This window comes from Sphingobacterium spiritivorum (assembly GCF_016725325.1).
Classification (GTDB): Bacteria; Bacteroidota; Bacteroidia; order Sphingobacteriales; family Sphingobacteriaceae; genus Sphingobacterium.
In genome coordinates this window covers 1,310,291-1,331,916 of the sequence record NZ_CP068083.1, presented here as the reverse complement: position 1 = coordinate 1,331,916, position 21,626 = coordinate 1,310,291, and the positions used below count along the sequence as shown (strand labels likewise).

Annotated in this window: 18 protein-coding genes; 7 read left to right on the top strand and 11 right to left on the bottom strand. The window is 40.1% G+C overall.

All coding sequences use genetic code 11. From position 1 onward, the window contains the following. Positions 1-61: 61 nt before the first annotated feature. The gene (locus I6J02_RS05425) at positions 62-1,234 is read left to right on the top strand and encodes an acetyl-CoA C-acyltransferase (RefSeq protein WP_201680784.1); all 1,173 of its coding nucleotides are present in this window, start codon (positions 62-64) and stop codon (positions 1,232-1,234) included. 85 nt (positions 1,235-1,319) lie between these two features. Next, a complete protein-coding gene (locus tag I6J02_RS05420; RefSeq protein WP_201680783.1) occupies positions 1,320-3,098 on the top strand; it encodes an acyl-CoA dehydrogenase family protein in 1,779 nt (592 codons plus the stop codon). A 76-nt stretch (positions 3,099-3,174) separates the two neighbouring features. On the opposite strand, the gene I6J02_RS05415 is transcribed toward I6J02_RS05420, so the two are convergent. Next, positions 3,175-4,053 carry a PorP/SprF family type IX secretion system membrane protein gene (locus I6J02_RS05415; RefSeq protein ID WP_201680782.1) on the bottom strand — a complete coding sequence of 293 codons (879 nt, stop codon included), beginning with the start codon at positions 4,051-4,053 and terminating at the stop codon, positions 3,175-3,177. An 8-nt stretch (positions 4,054-4,061) separates the two neighbouring features. Then, positions 4,062-9,197 (bottom strand): LamG-like jellyroll fold domain-containing protein, encoded by a 5,136-nt coding sequence (locus I6J02_RS05410; RefSeq protein ID WP_201680781.1) that lies wholly within the window; start codon positions 9,195-9,197, stop codon positions 4,062-4,064. A gap of 339 nt (positions 9,198-9,536) precedes the next feature. Here I6J02_RS05410 and I6J02_RS05405 point away from each other — a divergent pair, with 339 nt between their 5' ends. The 3 genes from I6J02_RS05405 to I6J02_RS05395 all read left to right on the top strand — a co-directional run bounded on the left by I6J02_RS05405 (position 9,537) and on the right by I6J02_RS05395 (position 12,055). Beyond that, the gene (locus I6J02_RS05405; RefSeq protein ID WP_201680780.1) at positions 9,537-10,790 is read left to right on the top strand and encodes a YeiH family protein; all 1,254 of its coding nucleotides are present in this window, start codon (positions 9,537-9,539) and stop codon (positions 10,788-10,790) included. Between the two features lie 88 nt (positions 10,791-10,878). Beyond that, entirely contained in the window at positions 10,879-11,415 is a 537-nt protein-coding gene (locus I6J02_RS05400) for an RNA polymerase sigma factor (RefSeq protein ID WP_201680779.1), read from the top strand. After that, positions 11,375-12,055 carry a hypothetical protein gene (locus I6J02_RS05395; RefSeq protein ID WP_236582305.1) on the top strand — a complete coding sequence of 227 codons (681 nt, stop codon included), beginning with the start codon at positions 11,375-11,377 and terminating at the stop codon, positions 12,053-12,055. Before I6J02_RS05400 ends, I6J02_RS05395 begins: the two co-directional genes overlap by 41 nt. Before the next feature lie 249 nt (positions 12,056-12,304). On the opposite strand, the gene I6J02_RS05390 is transcribed toward I6J02_RS05395, so the two are convergent. Together I6J02_RS05390 and pepT are read right to left on the bottom strand one after the other, a co-directional pair. Further along, positions 12,305-12,874, bottom strand: coding sequence for a nitroreductase (locus tag I6J02_RS05390; protein ID WP_201680778.1), 570 nt, complete (start codon positions 12,872-12,874; stop codon positions 12,305-12,307). A 32-nt stretch (positions 12,875-12,906) separates the two neighbouring features. Beyond that, positions 12,907-14,169, bottom strand: a complete 1,263-nt coding sequence (pepT, locus tag I6J02_RS05385; protein ID WP_201680777.1) for a peptidase T — start codon at positions 14,167-14,169, stop codon at positions 12,907-12,909. A 137-nt stretch (positions 14,170-14,306) separates the two neighbouring features. On the opposite strand from pepT, the gene I6J02_RS05380 reads away from it, so the two are divergent. Next, a complete protein-coding gene (locus I6J02_RS05380; protein WP_201680776.1) occupies positions 14,307-14,708 on the top strand; it encodes a hypothetical protein in 402 nt (133 codons plus the stop codon). A 47-nt stretch (positions 14,709-14,755) separates the two neighbouring features. Here the strand turns inward: I6J02_RS05380 and I6J02_RS05375 are convergent, their stop codons facing one another. The 6 genes from I6J02_RS05375 to I6J02_RS05350 all read right to left on the bottom strand — a co-directional run bounded on the left by I6J02_RS05375 (position 14,756) and on the right by I6J02_RS05350 (position 20,106). After that, positions 14,756-15,526, bottom strand: coding sequence for a DUF4197 domain-containing protein (locus I6J02_RS05375; RefSeq protein ID WP_201680775.1), 771 nt, complete (start codon positions 15,524-15,526; stop codon positions 14,756-14,758). 200 nt (positions 15,527-15,726) lie between these two features. After that, positions 15,727-16,566 carry an endonuclease/exonuclease/phosphatase family protein gene (locus I6J02_RS05370; protein ID WP_201680774.1) on the bottom strand — a complete coding sequence of 280 codons (840 nt, stop codon included), beginning with the start codon at positions 16,564-16,566 and terminating at the stop codon, positions 15,727-15,729. Then, entirely contained in the window at positions 16,563-17,333 is a 771-nt protein-coding gene (locus I6J02_RS05365) for a glycerophosphodiester phosphodiesterase (RefSeq protein WP_201680773.1), read from the bottom strand. The genes I6J02_RS05370 and I6J02_RS05365 overlap by 4 nt, the downstream gene beginning before the upstream one ends. Positions 17,334-17,359: 26 nt before the next feature. Continuing rightward, entirely contained in the window at positions 17,360-18,226 is an 867-nt protein-coding gene (locus tag I6J02_RS05360) for a phosphodiester glycosidase family protein (RefSeq protein ID WP_201680772.1), read from the bottom strand. Between the two features lie 61 nt (positions 18,227-18,287). Further along, positions 18,288-18,935, bottom strand: a complete 648-nt coding sequence (locus tag I6J02_RS05355) for an HD domain-containing protein (protein ID WP_201680771.1) — start codon at positions 18,933-18,935, stop codon at positions 18,288-18,290. Continuing rightward, the gene (locus I6J02_RS05350) at positions 18,928-20,106 is read right to left on the bottom strand and encodes a class I SAM-dependent RNA methyltransferase (RefSeq protein WP_201681655.1); all 1,179 of its coding nucleotides are present in this window, start codon (positions 20,104-20,106) and stop codon (positions 18,928-18,930) included. Before I6J02_RS05350 ends, I6J02_RS05355 begins: the two co-directional genes overlap by 8 nt. Before the next feature lie 71 nt (positions 20,107-20,177). On the opposite strand from I6J02_RS05350, the gene I6J02_RS05345 reads away from it, so the two are divergent. Beyond that, entirely contained in the window at positions 20,178-20,555 is a 378-nt protein-coding gene (locus tag I6J02_RS05345) for a DUF3127 domain-containing protein (RefSeq protein ID WP_002999697.1), read from the top strand. Between the two features lie 59 nt (positions 20,556-20,614). On the opposite strand, the gene I6J02_RS05340 is transcribed toward I6J02_RS05345, so the two are convergent. Beyond that, a complete protein-coding gene (locus tag I6J02_RS05340; RefSeq protein ID WP_201680770.1) occupies positions 20,615-21,619 on the bottom strand; it encodes an acyltransferase in 1,005 nt (334 codons plus the stop codon). Positions 21,620-21,626: the final 7 nt, after the last annotated feature.

Sequence of the window (21,626 nt, the reverse complement as noted above, 5' to 3'; positions counted from 1 at the left end):
TGGTGAGGATAAGTCTCGCAATATGCGATGCGAATCACTCATTACTAACTACTATAAGAATATGGAAGCTTACATTGTAGCAGGATATCGTACCGCAGTCGGGAAAGCTCCGAGAGGAGGATTTCGATTTACACGGGCGGATGATTTAGCGGCAGATGTTATCAGGCATTTGGTTGCCTCAGTGCCCAATCTCAATAAAGAAGAAATAGACGATGTAATTGTCGGTAATGCAATGCCGGAAGCGGAACAGGGCCTGAATGTAGCCCGCCTAATCTCGTTGATGGGCCTGCAGACAGATAAAGTTCCGGGTGTAACCGTCAACCGTTATTGTGCATCCGGATTGGAAACGATTGCAACAGCTGTAGCAAAGATCAAATCCGGAATGGCAGATTGTATTATTGCCGGAGGAGTGGAAGTGATGTCCGGTATGCCATTCGGAGGCTGGAAGATTGTGCCCAATCCGGAAGTTGCGAAAGAAAACCCGGACTGGTATTGGGGTATGGGGCTAACAGCAGAAGCTGTTGCTAAAGAATATAATGTGAACCGTGAAGATCAGGATAAATTTTCTTTACGATCGCATCAGCGTGCTGTCGAAGCGATCAAAAATGGTCATCTGAAAGACGGGGTCGTTCCTATTACTGTCAAAGAGAACTATTTGGAAGACGGTAAAATAGCGACACGGGAATATATTGTAGATACAGACGAGGGACCTCGTGCGGATTCGACACTGGAAGTTTTATCCAAATTAAAACCCGTATTCGCAGCAGACGGCTGTGTGACTGCCGGTAATTCTTCACAGACATCCGACGGCGCAGCTTTCGTACTGGTTGTTTCGGAGCAAAAGATGAAGGAATTAAACCTGCAACCTATCGCACGTTTAGTGAGTTATGCTGTCGCCGGAGTGCCTCCCCGTATTATGGGAATAGGTCCGATTTATGCCATTCCAAAAGCGTTGAAGCAGGCAGGATTAAATCTGCAGGATATTGATCTGATTGAGCTGAATGAAGCATTTGCTTCACAATCTTTGGCGATTATACGTGAATTGGGACTGGATGAAGAAAAAGTAAATGTAAATGGAGGAGCTATTGCATTAGGACATCCGTTGGGATGTACCGGTGCTAAGCTAACCGTACAGGTACTGAATGAACTGAAGCGTCGTAACAAAAAATATGGTATGGTCACCATGTGTGTGGGTACAGGACAGGGAGCAGCAGGAATATTTGAGTTATTATAGTATAAAATAAGAATTATAAAAGTTGTAGGATGTATGTACGGACGGAGGAAACGATCGCAATATACACTACTAAAATCTGAATATTATGAGCAAAGCAATCAAAGGCGGTGAATTTGTGATTAGAGAAACACCGTATACAGATATTTTTATTCCGGAGGAATTCGATGAAGAAGCAAGAATGATACGTCAGACTTGTCTGGATTTTCTGGATACTGAAGTTCTCAATAAACTGGAGCGTATAGATGCACAGGAAGAAGGCTTAATGCCAAGTCTGATGGATAAGGCTGGCGAACTTGGCTTGTTGGGCGTGTCGATACCTGAAGAATATGGTGGTTTCGGTAAGAATTTTAATACATCCATGTTAGTTGCAGATGCCGTTGGTTCAGGTTATTCATTCGCAGTGGCTTTATCTGCCCATACCGGAATTGGTACTTTACCGATTCTTTATTATGGAAATGCAGAGCAGAAAGCAAAATATATTCCTAAACTGGCTTCCGGAGAATGGAAGGCTTCATACTGCCTGACGGAGCCTAACTCCGGATCGGATGCAAATTCAGGGCGTACATCAGCGAAACTGAATGTAGAAGGTACTCATTATATTATCAACGGTCAGAAGATGTGGATCACCAACGGGGGATTTGCAGATATCTTTATCGTTTTTGCTAAGATTGATGATGATAAAAATCTGACAGCATTTATTGTGGAGAAAGATTTTGGTGGTATTACGATGAATCCTGAAGAACATAAGTTAGGTATCAAAGGTTCGTCTACGCGTCAGATCTTTTTTAATGACTGCGCTGTTCCTGTAGAAAATATGCTTTCAGACCGTGAAAACGGATTCAAAATTGCCGTTAATATCCTGAATATCGGACGTATCAAACTGGGGGCAGCCACTATTGGATCATCAAGAGGTGTGTTGACACAAGCCATCAAGTATGCAAATGAACGCGTTCAGTTTAACCTTCCTATTTCAAAGTTTGGGGCTATCCGCTATAAAATTGCAGAAGCGGCTATTCGTCTGTTTGCGGTAGAATCAGCTACATACCGTGCCGGACAAAATATTGACGATGCCTACGATGCTTTGGTTGCAGGAGGAATGGATGAGGCAAAAGCTAAACTAAAATCTGTGGAGCAGTTTGCTATCGAATGTGCTATTATCAAAGTCTGGGGATCTGAGATGCTGGATTATGTTGTAGATGAAGGCGTACAGATATATGGAGGTATGGGCTACTCAGCAGATGCTCCTATGGAAAGAGCTTATCGTGACTCTCGTATCAACCGTATTTTTGAAGGAACAAATGAAGTAAACCGTCTTTTGGTGGTGGATATGTTATTGAAGCGTGCGATGAAAGGGGAGTTGGATCTGATGGGACCGGCAACAGCTGTTGCAGGCGAACTGATGTCTATTCCTGATTTCGGAGATGAAGATGAAACACCATTTGCAGCAGAGAAAAAAATATTGGCAAATCTTAAAAAAGCAGGGTTGCTGATTGCAGGTGCAGCTGTTCAGAAACTGATGATGTCTCTATCTAAAGAACAGGAAATCCTGATGAATATTGCAGATATAATCGGTTACGTATATGTATCCGAATCTGTCCTGCTACGTGCAGAGAAAATCTTCCATACACAGGGAGCAGATGCAGCAGCTTATGCTACCGATATTGCTAAAGTGTATCTGTATACTGCGATTGATAAAATAAATGCTGCGGGTAAAGAAGCACTTTATTCATTTGGAGAAGGAGATGAATTAAAAATGATGCTGGTAGGTCTGCGCAGATTTACAAAGGCAGAACCATTTAATATTAAAGATGCTCGTCAGCGTATTGCCAAAAAGCTGATTGAGGAGAATAAATATTGTTTTTAATCTTTTATTGTTTTAGGTTGTTAAGCCAGCGTGTATAAACACGCTGGCTTTTTTATGATTCAGTATAAACCGGACATTACCATCGGTAACCTAAGGCAAATTCCAGGCATTCTGCGGTATTTCTCTGAATTCCAGATGTACCTTTCAGATAAGCAAAATTAAACTTAAACTTCTTAACGTTCAGATTCATTCCTGTTGTTATGTTCTGATTGCTGTGGTAGAGTGCAAACAGCTGAAAGTTTGGATTGAAAGCAACGGCTCCACCCAGATCAAGAACATCATTGTCATTTAATAATTTCCGGTAAGATACCTGAGGAGAAAACCGAAGATGACTTGCTGTTTCTATTGCGTAGCTGACACTACTAAAGATTCTGCTTTTATTAACCAGAAAATAAGTGGTCTTCTTTGCCAGAATGTTATTGACAGAGAGCTGTATATCAAAATCTGAAACGCTATACGCAACACCGAGATCCAGATCCAGTTTATTGGTTCTTCTGTTAAAATCCAATAGTGTGGGGTCGTTGGTCTCCCCCTCAATCTTTTTGAGATCGATATTTTCACTTGTATAACTTAGTGAAGTCCCCAGACTCAGCATATACCCCGGATTATCAAATAGTAAATGATGAGCATAAGAAGCCTGTAAACTGGTATGTTTGAATGATCCGGAATTTATATTATGAATTCCTGCACCAAAACCATGTGTATTACGGTTCAGGTTTAAATTTATTAATTGCTCATTTTGGTTTGCATGGTTGTTTGCAACATTATTGCGGATTCCCAAGAGCAACGAGTTTTCAGCAGAAATACCATACTTAGCTGAGTTTTGCAGGTATTTATCTGTAAAAAATCCCGAAGCTAAAGGTACTTGTTGTGCAAATGCTACAGATGAAGATAAGAGTATGATGAAGGTTAAATAACAGGAAATGATAGGCCTGTTGATTTGATATGTGTTCATAATAAAGGTTATTGAGGGTTTACGATATCTAAATAGCCAGTATATTCTTTTTTATTGAAAATGACCTTATACATGTAGGTACCGTTCGGAAGAGTGCTCGAATTGGATATTCCTAACCAGTCATTTTTATAATCCCGGGCAGAAAACACTAACCTTCCATTTTGATTATATACATATACTTCATTTTCAGGATCAGCTTCGATATTCTTGATCAGCCAGTAATCATTGATCCCATCATTATTCGGTGTTATAATATTATTAACCTTCAGCTGATAGGTCGCTTCGATCAGTTCTAATTGTAATGATGCTGTGGAAATACAACCACCCGAAGATTTACCGGTTACTTTGTAGCGGACTCCTCTGCCGGCATTTATGGTTATACTGTTTCCTGAACCTACAGAGCTCTCATTTGCAAACCATTCATAACTGTAATCAGCAGATGGATTTACTACATGGAGCGTTACAGGTTTATCCTCAAGCAGAGGTCTGTTATTATCGTATGCAATTGCTAACTCAGGAGGAGAAGTAGCTGTAATGTTGAAACTTTGTGTGTAAGAGTCTGTGCCGCCATTGTCTGTTCCTCCGTTATCTTTGACGGTGACATTGATGCGGGTTGTACCTGCATATGTCTCTTTCAGTATAATTCTGATAGTTCCTGTAGAAGAAGCCGTTTGAAGTATCTGCAACTCATCAAAGAGATCTGCCTGATCTGCCTGAATGGATAGTGTTGTCTGCTGACTGGCTTCTTTTCCCGGAGAAATTCCGTTAATCAGTACCTCGTGTTCTTGTCCGCTGTTGCAATACGTCAGGTCAGCGATATTTTGAAATGTAGGGGCCTGATTGACAAAATTGATACCTATGGCAAATTCAGTTTCTTTACTGGTCTTGCGATCATTGTCTACTGTTGCGGTAAATTTAATACTCTGGGTGAGGTTGTAGCTAAAATCTGCAGAATCCAGAATACGTACTTCACCTGAGCCTGCATCCAGTTCTATAGCCGGAATACCATTATGATTGGGATCATCTGTTTTAAGCAGTTTCCAGTTTTTTAAAGGACCATTCAACGGATTCGTAGCCTGCAATCTGGTAAGGAGCTTCCCTTTTGGACTTCCTTCATTTACAGCTACCGGAACGACCTGTACAATGGGGAGAGGTAACTCTTCAGTAGTAAAATTGCCAATAGTGCTGGAAGCTTTTTCTGTATCCCGGAATGCTTCTACCTTCCAGTAATAAGTCTGAATGTATTCCAGTTCTTCAGGAAGTGCAAATGTATCTGGTCTGATTTGATCTGCAATTTTGACCCATTCATCCGTTGATTTACCAAGGGAAACGCTGTATGTTTCTTCGTCACTTAACCATTTAAAGACAGGATTAAGCGCACTCTGGGATGTCGCATCTTGCGCAGGACTAACCAATACCGGCGGAGCTACAGGAATACCGGTCGCATACAGCTGAGAAATATCTTCGTCAGACAAAGCATAGTTATAGAGTTTTACTTCATCCAGTTGATCTCTGTATATTTTATTTTCGGCAGAATTGCCGATAAGGAGGTCTACATTATCCTGTCCTATATTTTGTGCCAGCGCAGAAGCAGTCTTGATAAATTTGCCGTCAATGTAAAGGGATATTTTAGCATTTTCCACATCACGTACAGCAACAATATGATGCCATTGATTATTAAATAAATTGTTGGCTGCTATTCCGGTGGTCACTTCGTTTTTACCACGTCCGCTGACACTGGAATCGTCATCAATGGCAAAAACAAGATTGCCATTATTGTTTAATTGAATACCATACCATCTTCCTACTCCTGAAAATGTACCTTTTTGTATCAGGTAAGCATTGGTTGCTGATGTGGTATAGGTATTGCTGCTGCCTTTCATCCAAAGGGATATGCTGAAGGAGTTGTAGTCAAATTTGTTTTGGTCTCTTGGAGGTATAACGATTGCTTTAGTTGCAGTTGTCCCGTTGGCTGTTTTAAATTCAACAGCACCATTACTTTTCCCCGCCGCCAGAAATGGAGAGGCACTGAAGGATCGAGCTGTACCGTGATTAGCATATTTGCTGTAATCGTATCCGACGGCCTGTTGATCATCAAAAGAATAATAACCTACTAATTCACGCTTATTCGGATTAGCTGTAAAACTCCAGACAGGGCTTTCCTTGCTGACTCCATTGTTCTGAACAATGACTTTCCAGTAATAGACAGTGCCCGGATCAAGTAATCTGAAGGTAAAGTGCTTTTCTGTTGCTGGTAAGGATGCAGCTTTATGAAGCTGATCTGCAGATGTACCAAAGTAAATATCAAAAGAAGTTGTATTTTCCCCTCCTGACCAACTGACAGCTGTCTGATCTCCCCTTGAAGAAATACCTTTATCTGCCGGAAAAGGAGTATGTGCAGCTAACAGTCCGACATGCTCCAGATAGTCCCTTTGAATCGCTGAGTCTGCTAATGCATAATTGTAGATTTTCAACTCATCCAGTTTGCCGAAATAAGGTGCAGAATTGAGATTGTTCTGTTTTAAAAATTCCAGTTCACCTATATTTCCGATAATCAGATCTGATAATTCACCTATACCGTTAGTCGCTTTACTGATCGTGGCCTCCACACTCAGTTTTCCATTGCGGAACAGCTTGATTTTTTTGTTTTCTGTATCGCGGATTACGGTTACATGTGTCCATTGTCCGGTGTAGAAATCTGAAGTTTTTGCAGTGATTTCATCCTTTCCGAGGTTGTCATTATCAATGGCAAACCTAAAATTTTCGTCTTTTACTTCTATATTAAAACGATTTCCGGTAGCGCCAGTAGTCGTATTTTTGGTAATTGATCCTTTGCATAATATATAGGAGCTATTCGTACCAGTCGGACGATCCTCTTGAGCAGCTTTCATCCAGAAGGTAATGGTGAAGGAAGAGTTATTAAGGTATAAATGATCCTTGTGAGGTATACTGGCAGAATAGGTAGAGGGGTCGGCTTTCTTCAGATCAAGGGCTCCATTGTGTACGCCTTCTGTACGTAGTGAGATTCCTAAGTCTGAAGTGCGAGACAGCTCACCATGATTAGCAAATGATGACTGATCAAGTAAGGTTGTTTCCAGATCTTCTGTTGTCTCGTCAAAATTCCAGTGTCCGACAAGCATTTTTGGAAAGAGCTGTTCCGTCTTGAATGTCCAGACTTCGCCGGTTGTAATTCCTTTGTCATTAATGGCATCTATCCGCCAGTAATAGGAAGTGTTATTTTCCAAATCGGATATAACAATGACAGGTGTTGAGCTGTAAGCTATTTCCTGTTTTAAGACAAGATTACCGGCATCTTTTCCGAAATACACTGCGTAAGTTTTAGTATTGCTACTTCCTGCCCAGGAAAGAGTTATAGCACTTTCATTCAGAATAACATGGTTATATAAATGAGCCGGAGAAGGTTGCGCAGCAGGAACAGGAGCAGTAGGTATGGCTGTTGTACGGTGAGATAAAGCCGTGCTGAATACTGATTCTTCCTGATCGTGAATTGATTTTAACCGATAGTAGTAAAGGGTGTTAGGCTTGAGGTTATCCTCGGTAAAAGTTGTTTTATTGATGTCTGTGGTAGTCACCAGAGTCCATTGTGTCGCATCAGCAGATCTTTCAATCCGGGTTTTTACGTCAGTCGAATTATTCTCCCAGGATAGAGTAACGACACTTCGTGCGGGTGTTTCATCGTAAGAGAGACTTGTTGCTTTTATGTTTTTTGGAGGCTTTACGAAATCAGTGGGCTGCTCATCTGTGAGCATATTGATATATACCTCAATATTAAGATAGGGAGCATGAGCATTGCTTTCCTTTAAAGCATCTGAGGGATCATTCTTATTGAGCCCCAGCCTTTCTTCCCATTCGTCCGGAATCCCGTCATTATCCGTGTCTGCAGAAAGCTGGGAAGGGTAAAAGTCTCCCAAACCTCCGTTGCTTAATCCGTTATCTGTTTCACGGTACATGTATTGTCCTGATTTTCCGATACTCATCAGGTCTGCGATCATACCTGCATCTACCTGATCCCGATTGGGGAAGGTGGCACCCACGTTTGAGATGATCCATTGATAAGCTTCGGAGGCAGACATCCCGGGTGCTATGGTTGGGTAGCTGGAATAATCCGCTGCATTTTTAAAATTTTCAGGTTCAATTCCAGGATACCAGGTGCTGTTGGCTTGTATCTCCGTGCCATTCAGTACACCATCATAATTGCGGTCATAGTAGTTGCCACGTTGATACAGGTTGAAATTACCGTTTCCTCTGGAAAATGGGGTTGATTTAGATTGTGGAGTTGCCGGACCGGCAATAAAGTAATTGTTTAACAGGGTTACATTGGATTCTCCGGAAGATTCTCCCCCAAGGATATAAGCATCTGCCGAGATACTGTGATCGGCATAAGTTGTGTTCGCATTACCAAAATTGTAAACAACATTGTTGACAAACTCATTTATGCCTTTTACTTTAGGATTTCTGGTTTTGTTACTCATATAGAGCGATTTCAGAATACTGATTTTTCCACCTGTCTGAATCAGTCCGCCTGCAGAATGATTGTGCCGGTGCAGTCCCTGTCCGATAATAGAGTTTTGTATGGTAATGTTATCCGGTTCACTGCCTTTATTATCCCAGTTGATCGAAAACACTTCATCCAGCCCCCAGGAAAAGGACATATGATCAAGTATAATATTCGTTCCGTTTGCAATACCGGAGGCGTCATCATTTTTTCCGGCTCCTCCATTCACCCCCAATCGTATACGAAGATGACGGCTAATCGTATTGGATGCTCCGCTAAATGAAACGCCACGGCCGTACAATACTACTCCATCACCGGGAGCGGTCTGGCCTGCAATGGTGGTGTTGGCTGCAACCTGAATTTTGCTGCTGAGGGTGATGATGCCGCTAACTTTGAAGATGATAAATCTGCCGGGTTGACTTACGGCATCTCTGAAGGAGCCGGGACCACTGTCATTAAGATTGGTTACAAAATATACCGATCGGGAACTGTATCCCCGTGCTCCAGTAGCATATCGGCCGAAACCTTCTGCTCCGGGAAATGCTAATGTTTGTGCTAAACTGTTCTGTATGTTTTCGAGCGAAAATAGCAGACAGAACAACATGCAAAGAATATACTTTCTTTTCATATCAGATGTTTGAGTTTTACAATTGGTTAATTTTCAGAGATATCCCGGTAGAAAGGAGACTCTTTTACAAATCTTACCATTAATTGTGAGATGACTGACCTGAACTATCCTGCTTCGTTAAAGGCTGTTGAGTTTTGATTTGATTATCCTTCCAAAGGAATGGTAACATAAGTTTAAATGAATTGTAACTTCCTGTTTACATACTTTAATAAATGCGAAAGAGCATACAGGTAACTTTGCGTCTACTGTAAAAAAGATTACTTTTGTGATTCGTTATTTTTAGATTCGGCAGTATCTATTCATCAATCTGCCGGTCACAAATTAATCAACCTCAAAATTATGGACAATCAAAAAATTCAATTTTCAGAAGACTGGGTAGTGGTTATTTTAGGCCTGGGAATCATTGCTTTAGCATTATCAGGGATTATTATTCCAACTCCGAAATTTTCCTGGTCAGACCTGCCATCCCTTCAGCATAATGTCCTGAATTCTGAAAATATTATGGCCATAATATTTCAGTTTGCCGCTGTTTACGGAACTGCAATTGTTGGAGCAGTATTACTGTCTAAACCTTTAAAAGCATTGTTAACTGTATTTCCCGTTGTATTTGTATTGACTGTATTCGCGCTAATTGCTGCAGGTAATGCTGTTGTCAAGGATTATAATCTGGAAGCCGTCATCTTTAGTTTAGTGATAGGGCTGGTGATCAGTAATTTCTTTAAGTTACCGCAGTGGTTTAAAGAAGCATTAAGCACAGAGTTGTATGTGAAGATAGGCCTGGTATTGCTGGGAACTACTGTCATCTTTGGTGATATCCTCAAAGCAGGCTCTTTGGGATTAATACAGGCTCTTGTTGTTGTTCTTTCCGTGTGGTACTTTGCGTTTTGGTTGTGTAAAAAGTTAAAAATAGATAATGAAATGTCTCTGATGATCTCCAGTGCCGTTTCTATTTGTGGTGTTTCAGCAGCGATTGCCACATCCGGAGCGATTAAAGGAGACAGTAAGAAACTATCTTATGTCATCTCATTAGTATTGATCACGGCTATACCGATGATGATTTTTATGCCCTATATGGCCAGCTGGATGGGACTTTCACAGGAAGTAACCGGAGCATGGCTTGGCGGAAGTATCGATACGACGGGTGCTGTGGTTGCATCCGGATCACTGGTCGGAGAGGAAGCTTTGAAAATAAGTACCATCGTTAAGTTTTCACAGAATGTATTGCTGGGGATTGCTGCTTTTGCAATCAGTATTTACTGGAGCTATTCCAAATCAGTCAATGAAGAGACAAAACAGGAAAAGCCTACTTTAAAAGTTATTTGGGAGAGATTTCCCAAATTTGTAATCGGTTTTATTTTTGCATCCTTACTTTTCTCTTTTGTCATCTCACCGGAAAAAGTGGATGCTGTAAAAGGAAGTTTAAAAAGTCTTCAGGGATTATGGTTTGCTCTGGCTTTTACCTCTATAGGTTTAGAAACCAACTTTAAAGATCTTTTTAAACAGGATAATAAAAAACCACTTTACGCATTTCTGATTGCACAGACTTTCAATGTTATAGTTACACTCTTAATTGCTTTAGTGTTATTCCGGTAAATCAGGATTAGTAATCTGTTATTTTTCCATTTTTTATATGGAAAAATGTAACTTAAAGCATCAATATCAGTGAAGGAATAATTTATTTATGACAGAAAGGGAACTTTTACAACAATATCGTGCCAGCGGTGAACTGGATGTATTGGGCAAGTTATATGCTCCTTATATGTCGCTTTTATATGGTGTTTGCTTTAAATACCTGAATGATGCAGATCGTAGTCAGGATGCAGTGATGCAAATATTTGAAGAGCTGATTGATAAATTGAGAATTCATCAGGTGGATAACTTCAAAAGCTGGTTATACACGTTTTCACGGAACTATTGCCTGATGCAACTTCGTAAAGATAAACGTGTGCAGCAGGTGGACATTGAGGATCATCTCGCAGAGAGTGAACATTTGTTAGATAACAGTTCTGACCAGTTATGGGATGAAGCACATTTTGAAAAACTGGAAAGCTGTATGTTAACCCTTAATCCGGAGCAGGAGCGTTGTGTACGGTTATTTTATCTGGAACAAAAGTGTTATAAGGATATCGTAGAAGAAACCGGGTATGATATGAATAAGGTGAAAAGCTACATTCAGAATGGAAAACGCAACCTTAAAATATGTATGGAGAAGAAGTAAAATGGAAAATAATTATCAACTATCACGTATTCACAACTACATCAATGGTTTGATGAGCAAGGATGAGATGTTTCAACTGGAACGTGAAGCACTGGAAGATCCGTTCCTGCAGGATGCGATCGATGGATACCGTATGCAGAATAAGGTAGATATCGGAAAGCTGAGTCTGTTGCAACAACGACTGAATAAGCGGGTGGCGGAGCAACATCAGGAAAAAGGAGTTCGTTTTTTCGGTTGGCAGAGACTTTCTATTGCTTCTGCGGCAGCTGTATTGTTCGTGGTATCACTGGTCTTCTTGTGGATGAAGAATTATATGGTTCAAAAGCAATCACGTACAGTAGATGTAGAGTTAAGTGCAGGAGAATATAGTATTGAAGTCGAACCTATCATGAGTGGGGGAGAAGCTGTACCGGCAGGAGGCTGGAAAAAACTGGATAATTATATACAGAAAAATAACCCCAATTTAGAAGTGGGTGGAAGTGTAACTGTTTCTTTTGAGATAGATGGAAAGGGCAAACCCTTTAACATCCGAATAGAAAAGGCTGATAATGATCAGATCGCAAACAGCTCAAAGGCATTACTGGAAAATGGTCCTAAATGGGAAGGTAAATCTGCCACACTCCGGATAGTGTATCCATAAAGATAATGAATATTACCTGTTTTATTTCAATGCAGAACAAATTCCCTCTCATTTTTAAGGAGAACCTGTTCCGACTCGTCGGAAGGGTTAGGGAGGGGTTCTTTTTTCTGTGTTGCCGGTGAGGACACCAGCAAACGCACTGCTAAACAATTTAAAGACATTATTGGAAAGGCCCCTAAATGGGAAAGCAATATACCCTTCAAGATAAAACAAGAAAGGATGAATCTCAGATTCATCCTTTCTTGTTTATTATTCTTCCCAACGGATCTTTTCTGATATTGGTGTACGGATCGGCTCTCTGCTTTCTGTTTGGTGATGACCCAGGTAAAAGATACCGATACATTTCTGATTCTCTTCCAGATTTAAAAATCCTCCCAGGTGATTGATTAATCCCGGGCTGGCCCAGTAACCGCCTAATCCAAGAGAATGTGCCGCCAGCCAAAGATTTTCTATAGCACATGATGTTGCTGCCAACTCTTCCCATTCAGGCAGTTCGCCTGTATAATTGACAATAAGCGCTATAGCAACATTGGAAGTCGTTGCTTTTTCGCCCATGGTGATCTCTGTTTTTTCCTGATATTTTTCTGCAGGTGTAACCGTCTTATAAATACGGGAAAGTTCTGTACCCAGACGTTGTAATCCTTCCTTGCGGAAGATCACAAAACGCCATGGTTGTGTTCTCTTATGTGTAGGTGCAGCGTTCGCAGCTTCCAATATCGTCAGAATATCTTCACGGCTTACTTCCTGATCTGTGAAATTGGCTTGAAAAACTGCTCTGCGTGTTTGTATTGCCTCGATTACTTCGTTCTTATTGCTCATATTGTATATAGTCAAAAATTATATTTTAGAATTTATGCCTTCTCTTCCCACAGTGCTGCAATATGCAGAATAGTGATAACCGCTTTCTGCATATCCTGTACAGATACCCATTCCTGTTTGCCATGAAAAGCATGTCCTCCGGCAAATACATTTGGGCAGGGAAGTCCCATAAACGATAAGCGTGATCCGTCAGTACCACCGCGGATACTTCTTCTTTCAGGTGTCATGCCACCTCGTTTGATAGCCTCCATGCCGATTTCCATAATCTGCGGATACTGGTCGAGCACCTCTTTCATATTACGGTACTGTTCTTTTACTTCCATTGTGAAAGTAGTACCCGGATATCGGGCAATGACAGATTCTGCAATTGCCTCCAGTTCGTCTTCGTGTTTTTTGAGGTTGGAGGTGATATGGTCGCGAACGATAAAATGAATAACCGCTTTTTCTACTGTTCCGGATACACCTGCTGGATGTATAAAACCTTCTTTTTTACTTGTGCTTTCAGGAGAAAGTCTGTCCTTCGGAAGCGCATCGATAATTGCTCCGGCAATTTTGACAGCATTCTGCATTTTACCTTTGGCAAATCCCGGATGCACGGATACACCCTGAATTGTTATTGTAGCACCATCTGCGGAGAATGTTTCATCTTCAATTGTTCCGGCACGCTCACCATCCATAGTATAGGCATAGTCAGCTCCCAGTCTTTTGAGATCTGCTTTATCTACCCCGCGGCCAATCTCTTCGTCAGGTGTAAATAAGATCTTGATATCTCCGTGTTTGATTTCAGGATGATTCATGAAGAGACGTACAGCATCCATGATCTCAGCGATCCCTGCTTTATCGTCTGCTCCCAATAAAGTTGTTCCGCTTGCTGTAATCACATCATTGCCGATTTGATTGGCAAGATCCGGATGCTGATCAAATTTGATAACAATGTTGGGATCATCCGGTAATACCAGATCCTGACCCTGATAATTGCTGTGCACCAGGGGCTTTACATCTTTACCGGATGAATCAGGAGAAGTATCCATATGTGAACAAAAACAGATCTTAGGAACATCCTTATCTGTGTTTGAAGGAATTGTAGCATATACATAGCCATTTTCATCTATTGCCGCATCTGTGATACCAAGGCTCAGCAACTCATTTACAAGGAGATTACCAAGGTTTTTTTGTTTTTCAGTGGAAGGGCAGCTCGGTGATTCGGCGTCTGATTGGGTGTCGATCTGTACATAGCGCTGAAATCTTTCGGAGACCGAAAAATCTGTTATGCTATTGATATCAAATGTACTCATGGTGAAAATTTACGCTTAAAAAAATGATAAGCACAAAATTACGAAACTATAAAGGTATTGACGAATTTTAAAGGGTATTCCTATTTATATTTGGTAATTGCCTTATTTTAAGTTACTTTTATGTAAAATCTTAAATTTTGAAAAACAAAGCTCTTCCGTTTTATAAGACCACATTTGTTATATTATTACTTGTGCAGGCCTTCCTGATTTTTAGTGATAATGATATTTGCTTTAGAACAGGCTTAGGAATATTGCTGAGTTATCTGCTGATTCCAATATGGAGTCTTTTGCTCAAAAGAGGCCGTAAAAATATGCAGATTCTTTTTAAACTGTATATCATTATCTGTGGATTATTTTTCATCATGAGTGGCGCTTATCTGTTGGCTACCCATATTATGATCACAGATTATTTTATGCTGAGCCTGACTGTAAAGGGTTTGCTGATGGGAATAGGTGTGGTAATCATCTTCAAATATCAGGAACTGACAGAGATGTATGAAGCTTATCTGGGAAAGGGTATTAAGTCTATACAATTATAAATACATACTGCTTTGACTTTATACAAAGCAGTATGTGTTGTGTGTTTTTATTTTTTGTCATCAGCCCACCCGAAAACCTTCTGCAGCAGAGGAGTAGTACGTGTACCACCCAAATTATTTCTGATTTTTAATTCCTGATCTGCTACTTTAATAAAAAGACCATCAATAGCTTTCTGCGTGACATAAGCATTCAGATCTGTATTCACTTTTGACAGAGATAAAGGAAGAGAGTTATAGGCTGAGGTTAATTGCGTCCAGTAAGTACTTACATTGTTTTTTCCTAATGCTCCTTCTACTATAGGGCTGAATTTGGAGGTTAACTCCGGGGTTGTCGTTGTTTTGAAAAATGTAGTAGCTGCATCCTGTTTTCCACTCAGAAGAATATTGTAGGCATCTGTAATAGTCATTTTGGATAAAGAATTGGCAAATACCGGAGCAGCTTCTTTGACTGCTGTTTCGGCAGCACCATTAAGACTGGAAATAAATTGATCACATAATTTCCCCATACCTACACTTCGCAGTGTTTTTTCGATTTTCTGTGCTTCTGGAGGCATTAAAATTTTCACAGCTGCATCACCTAGAAAACCATCTTTTGCTGACAGTGAATTTATACTGGATGTCAGACCATTGCTCAACGCCTGCTTAAGGCCGGAATTCATTTCCGTACTGCTCAATGTTGCCTTGCTCGCAGAAGTATCCTTTTGTTGTTGCTGATTTGTTTTTTTTGTTACTTTTTTTAGAATCTGAGCATGAGCCTCTTGTGTCAGTGACCCGGCTAATAATGATATAGCGAGAGTAAGGTAAATGTGTTTTTTCATGTCGTAAAAATCTGTTACAAAGATAACAGTATGATTGCGAAAATCGTGTAGCGTTTAATCTACCATTGAAAAAGTAGGAAAAATAAAGTAGAGAATGGTATCAGGTTGAAGGAACAACCTGTATTTAGGAAGTAAAAATTACTGACTCCTGTTGCAGGAGTCAGTAATCCGTATATTGGGTCTGTGTAAAAGAATAGACCTTAATTCTGTATCAGATCTACCATGACAGGGAAGTGATCTGAAGGGTATTTTCCAACATAAGTATCCGTCAGAATTCCATATTTTTTAACAGAAAACTGAGGGGTGATAAATATATGGTCTATGCGTTCTGCCGGTTTAATGCTCTTGCCAAAACCATTGAAAGTTGAGTTTGGAGCATATCTGTTATCAATTTTGGTGTAGCTGTCGGCAACAACCCCACTGTTTGCTAATGTGAAATATGCTTCATCTGTTTCCGAAACATTAAAATCACCGGTAATAATGAGCGGTAAGTTTCCTGCAAATTCTTTGGCTTTGGCCATCATCAGTTTTGCACTTTCTTTACGGGCAGTGACACCGACATGATCAAAGTGAGTATTCATGAGGATAAATTGTTTTTTGGTTTTTTTATCCTTGAATATTCCCCAGGTACAGATCCGTGGCAAAGCAGCATCCCATCCTTTATTTGGTTTGCTGATATCTGTGGCTGAGAGCCAGAATGTTCCACTCTTGGAGACTTCAAATCGCTTGGTGTCGTAGAAAATTGCGGAATATTCCCCTTGTTCAGCACCATCATCTCGTCCAACACCAATGTACTTAAACCCTGGTAATAAACGCTCCATGTCAGCCAGCTGATCATTAAATCCTTCTTGTGTCCCGAATATTTCAAACTGATGAAATTTGATCAGATTGGTTAATGCTTCTTTTCGTTCATCCCACATGTTACCTATATCATGTGTGTTTTTCTGGCGGATGTTGTAAGTCGCAATCCGAAACTGCTGTGCGTACGTAAGTGTACTGACAAGCGCAACAAGAACAGTAGTTATAATCGTTTTTCTCATTTTTTACTTTTTAGAAGTTCAGCTAACAATTCCGGATTATCCGTAGTCAGATAGTCTACCTTTTGATCCAGCAAAATCTGCATTTCTTCTTCTGTATTTACAGTCCATGCATTTACTTTAAGACCCAGATCCTGCAATTCTTTTATCCAGGTTGGATTTTTCTTATACACAGAGAAATGATAATCGGCACCTGCCATTTTATCGTTCTTTAATTCCTGCGGACTTTTATCTCCCATCAGATAATGAACTTTTGCTTTAGGGTTGAGCTCTACAATTTTTTTGCAGGCATTGTAATCAAAAGCGATATATTCTACCATCTTTTCTCCTTTTAGCTTTTTGACAAGTTCTACAGATTTCTGAGCAGCTAACAATGTACGATCCAGACCCAGTTTATTTGTTTTTAGTTCATAGATCAATTTTGTTTTTTTCTGTTTCAAACCTTCTTTCAGATACTCTTCTGCCGTAGGGATAGATTCGCCATTCGGATGTTTCTTCTTTAACAATTCATCGTAGGTAGAAGTGGCGATATCCAAACCATAAAAATCATTATCATGGTTTACGACCAGTACATCGTCCTTTGTAAGGTGGACATCAAACTCAGAACCAAATACGCCTTCTGTAATTGCAGCATCAAGAGATGCGAGAGAATTCTGAGGTAAGTTTGTGTTCTTCCATGCACCACGATGGGCGATAATAGGATTCTTTTGGGCAGATACAGCAGAAATACTTGCTCCTAAAATGAGCAGACTTAAAACCAGGTTTTTCATATATGTTTAATTTGTTGTTTGAGCGTTTATAAAACTAAAATGGCATTTGCTACAGCTCTTTCTCCTTCATGATCAAAGAGTTTGTTGTCTGTCGGATAATTGACAATCCCATTTTTACCTTCACCTTTTATGTATAATGTTGTAGATCCGCCACCATCCAGATTAAGCGCATCCTTTCCTTTTAGCCATTTCAGTACATCCGAAAGCTCAATAAGGGACATACCATATGCTTTCGCATTGCGGCCATCAACAGTGATCAGAATCAGTTTTCGGTCTGTTGTCAATGCTATTGCCGTGCGTGGGTGACGATTATTGTTAAAGGCGTTACTGTCAAGGTCTGCACGGTGTGATTGATGTAATAACAGCGGACCACAGGTCATCACATTAGGCATTTTTATTTTTTTATCCCATGTACTGTCACTGTCATCACCTTTTAGAATAACAATTTTTTTAGCGTTAAATGCCAATGCTCCATTACTTCGAAAACTTCTTTTATCAGATTTGCCTTCTTTCAGTACAGTTTCATTGATAAGTTGTTTGTTTATTCTGACAAGTGTGGTTCCGCCGCCAGTTTTCGTGTTGAAAAAAGCTCCGTTGATGGCTGCGGTTGCATTGACTTCAGATGCGAATGTAGTTGTATTTTTAAATCCGGTATGCAGACCCGCAAGCCGGATAGGCTTTTTTATTTTCTGAAGATCAATTTCAATAAAGTTGATCTCCTGCTCACCTTTGAAGAGATTGTCAAAGTGACCCTGTTTCCATACGATACCGGGTTTCAGCTGTTTTTCTTGCCATTGCTTGTTGGACACAAGTAAGGAATCGCTTTCCTGCGCAAAAGAAAACTGAAATATAAATGTGGATAAAAGAACTATTGCATAAGCAAAACGATCCATAGGAAATTAGTTTGTGACTACTAATCTACCTATTTAGAATAAAATAACAGTTAAGTAACTGTTATTTTACTCCTTCCCATTCTGCATAAAATTGTTCCAGATATTGCTCCATGTACTGATGTCTTCCTTCTGCCATCTTTTTAGCAGTAGGCGTATTCATCTTATCCTTCAGTAGTAACAGTTTTTCGTAAAAATGATTGATGGTAGGGGCAGTGGTTTTCTTATACGCTTCTTTATCCATATTTTCCATAACAGGAATATTCGGATTATAGATTTCTCTGTTTTTAAACCCACCATAAGTAAAGGCTCTTGCAATACCTATTGCTCCTATTGCATCCAGCCGGTCGGCATCCTGAACTATTTCCAATTCTTTTGAATGAAAATTGCGCTCTCCGAGGCTCGCCTTGAATGACATGTTTAGGATAATAGCCTGTACCTGTTCTACGACATGAGGATCTACACCTTCGCTGCTTAGAAATTCTCCGGCTACACGCGGACCTATCGTTTCATCACCATTATGAAATTTACTGTCTGCAATGTCATGCAAAAGTGCTGTCAATTCACAGATAAGCTCATCAGCCTCCTCATGTTGGAGGATCATACGGGTATTATTCCATACCCGCTGTATATGCCACCAGTCATGGCCGGATTCGGCCTGCTCAAGACTTTTTTTAACAAATGCTACCGTTTTCTCAATGATATTATTCATAGATTACTTTTGTCTTATCGCGTGTACCTTCATACAGATCATATTCCAGTAACCTACAGTCTAGCTTACCATTATAAAATTCTGTTCTTCTGGAAGCCCTAAGTCCTATTTTTTTAGCCAGATCAGGATTCCCTGTAAAAATATAACCTTTGTATCCTTTACAGTTCTGCTTCATAAAATCACCTATACGCTTGTAGGTAATTTCCAGTTTGGTATGTGTACCCAATCGCTCTCCATATTCCGGGTTGAATACAACAACTCCTTTCTCGTCAGGGACAGATGTTTCTGCAAAATCACACACTTCAAAATGGATCAACTGATCCACGCCGGCAGTGCGTGCATTCATTTTTGCAATTTCAATAGCTTCTTCTGAAATGTCAGAGGCAATTATAGTAGGTGTATTTTTTTTGTTAACCTGTTCTTTCAGGTTTCTTCTTTCCTGAAAAAAGACCTCTTCATTATACCCGATAAAATGCATAAATGAGTAATTCATGCGGTATAATCCCGGTCTGCGGTTTGTTGCTATAAGTGCTGCCTCTATCGCTAAAGTTCCCGATCCACACATCGGATTGACAAAAGGCGATTTATCATCCCATTTCGTCGCAAATATTGTACTTGCAGCCAGTGCTTCCAACATCGGAGCTTTACCCGGATGCTTACGATAACCATGTTTTGCAAGAGTTTCTCCCGAGGTATCCAGAAAGATTTCTGCACGGTCATCCTTCCAGTAAAGATGAATGACAGCCTTATTAAGCTCAGGGCCGGTATTCGGACGAACGCCTTTTTTCTCTTTGATCCGGTCTACTATAGCATCTTTCACTTTTACATTCGCAAAAAGTGGAGTCGTGATTGTCTCGTTACTCACATTGGATGTTACAGAAAAATAACTGTCAAACGGGATTAGATTTTCCCATTCAATTTTGACCAGTTCGTTGTATAATTCTTCCGGATTCGAGGCTTTGAATTCCTTTAAAGAATACAAGATCTGGGAGGCTGTACGCAGATTGAGATTTAGTTTAATAGATTCGTTTACAGAGTTGTATAGCTCTACTCCTGTATTGAATGTACGTTTGATCTCAAAACCTAAGGCCTGGACTTCTTCTTGCAGATAAGGAGAAAGTCTCTTATTGCAAGTTATAATGATTTTATTGGGGGTGTTGAAAACTTCCATAGTAATTTTGACAAAGTTAGTTAATCTTGTACTCAAAAATTGCTTATTTTTACGGTTTAATATTTAACATTATGGAAATTAGAGGAAAAGTACATGAAGTTGGGGCAACTCAGCAGGTAACAGAATCATTCAAAAAACGTGATATCATTGTTGCTTATGCAGAAAACCCGCAATTTGTAGAATATATTCGTTTTGAAGCTACACAAGATAGAACGTCCATTTTTGATAACCTTACAATCGGTGAAGAAATTGAAATTTCATTTAACCTGAGAGGTCGTCCCTGGACAAATAAAGAAGGTATCACTACATACTTCAATTCTTTAGTGGCATGGAGAGTAACAAAATTAGCGGGGTCTTCAGCTGCGGCTCCGGCTCCTGGATATGCAGATATGCCTGCACCGGTTGATATTTCTTCTTCAGGTTCAGATGATGACGATTTGCCTTTCTAATCTGATCAAGTAAAATATATAGTAAGGGCAACAATGATCATTGTTGCCCTTCTTGTTTTTTATCCGGAAACATACTTTCCGTAAGGTATTTTGCGTATCAGATAAATCAAGAGCATACTTCCCAACAGGGTAGCAATAGTAGCCAGAGGAACCTTGATCCAGATTTCATCCGGTAACAGGGGATGTACATAGTTCAATATCAGAATGTGAGCTAAGTAAATACCAAAACTGTATTTGTCTATAGCATCCATCCATCCGGGGATATTCCGGGCAGAAGAAACCGCTTTCAAAAAGGAGAAAATTCCTGCTGCAGCAAGGGCAGTGTTAGGAAGGACATAACCGTAGAAAGAGGGATCATACTTTTGTTGTGCGATACTAAGGTGGTGCGTTATACCAATCGTAAAAGCACAAGCTGTACTAAAGATGAGTAGCGAAAGAATCTTTTGACGGCTGAAGTCTTTGACAGAAAGATAATAGCCTAGTACAAAATAACCAATATATCCGGAGAAGAACGAGAGATCTATCTTCAGGAAATACTCCTCCCATCTTTTATTTGTAACGTATAAAGAGATAAACCAGATCAGAAGAAAAATTTCTATCTCCCGCAATGAAGCTGATCTGATCATCTTTCTTAAAAATGGAACTGCAAGGTAAAGCCCTAATATCATATACAGATACCAAAGATGTGCATTTGCACCTGTTCTCATTTTTTGCCATGATATACTGACAATCTGTTGAAAAGACAACTGATCAAAGGAAGTGTATCGGGAAAAATAATAAATAATGTAAACAATAGTCCAGAACAAAAACGGCGGGACAATTTTTAAGAGCCTGTTCTTGTAAAAATCTGTCGTGCTTTCATCCTTCTGCAAAAGCAATGCTCCGGAGATCATCACAAACAGAGGGACTGCACAACGTGTCAGCCCGTTTGTCCAGTTTGCATAATCCCAATTGAACGATCCCACTGCTGCACTTTGTAAATATCCGGTGGTTGCATGGATAAGGATGACACCTATGGTAGCCAGGATGCGGATATTGCTGATGTAAATAGCGCGGGTTGCCATGGCATCT

Coding starts and splice junctions, on each gene's coding strand:
- I6J02_RS05425 (WP_201680784.1), top strand. CDS start 62: ATGGAAGCTTACATTGTAGCAGGATATCGTACCGCAGTCGGGAAAGCT.
- I6J02_RS05420 (WP_201680783.1), top strand. CDS start 1,320: ATGAGCAAAGCAATCAAAGGCGGTGAATTTGTGATTAGAGAAACACCG.
- I6J02_RS05415 (WP_201680782.1), bottom strand. CDS start 4,053: ATGAACACATATCAAATCAACAGGCCTATCATTTCCTGTTATTTAACC.
- I6J02_RS05410 (WP_201680781.1), bottom strand. CDS start 9,197: ATGAAAAGAAAGTATATTCTTTGCATGTTGTTCTGTCTGCTATTTTCG.
- I6J02_RS05405 (WP_201680780.1), top strand. CDS start 9,537: ATGGACAATCAAAAAATTCAATTTTCAGAAGACTGGGTAGTGGTTATT.
- I6J02_RS05400 (WP_201680779.1), top strand. CDS start 10,879: ATGACAGAAAGGGAACTTTTACAACAATATCGTGCCAGCGGTGAACTG.
- I6J02_RS05395 (WP_236582305.1), top strand. CDS start 11,375: ATGGAAAACGCAACCTTAAAATATGTATGGAGAAGAAGTAAAATGGAA.
- I6J02_RS05390 (WP_201680778.1), bottom strand. CDS start 12,874: ATGAGCAATAAGAACGAAGTAATCGAGGCAATACAAACACGCAGAGCA.
- pepT (WP_201680777.1), bottom strand. CDS start 14,169: ATGAGTACATTTGATATCAATAGCATAACAGATTTTTCGGTCTCCGAA.
- I6J02_RS05375 (WP_201680775.1), bottom strand. CDS start 15,526: ATGAAAAAACACATTTACCTTACTCTCGCTATATCATTATTAGCCGGG.
- I6J02_RS05370 (WP_201680774.1), bottom strand. CDS start 16,566: ATGAGAAAAACGATTATAACTACTGTTCTTGTTGCGCTTGTCAGTACA.
- I6J02_RS05365 (WP_201680773.1), bottom strand. CDS start 17,333: ATGAAAAACCTGGTTTTAAGTCTGCTCATTTTAGGAGCAAGTATTTCT.
- I6J02_RS05360 (WP_201680772.1), bottom strand. CDS start 18,226: ATGGATCGTTTTGCTTATGCAATAGTTCTTTTATCCACATTTATATTT.
- I6J02_RS05355 (WP_201680771.1), bottom strand. CDS start 18,935: ATGAATAATATCATTGAGAAAACGGTAGCATTTGTTAAAAAAAGTCTT.
- I6J02_RS05350 (WP_201681655.1), bottom strand. CDS start 20,106: ATGGAAGTTTTCAACACCCCCAATAAAATCATTATAACTTGCAATAAG.
- I6J02_RS05345 (WP_002999697.1), top strand. CDS start 20,178: ATGGAAATTAGAGGAAAAGTACATGAAGTTGGGGCAACTCAGCAGGTA.
- I6J02_RS05340 (WP_201680770.1), bottom strand. CDS start 21,619: ATGGCAACCCGCGCTATTTACATCAGCAATATCCGCATCCTGGCTACC.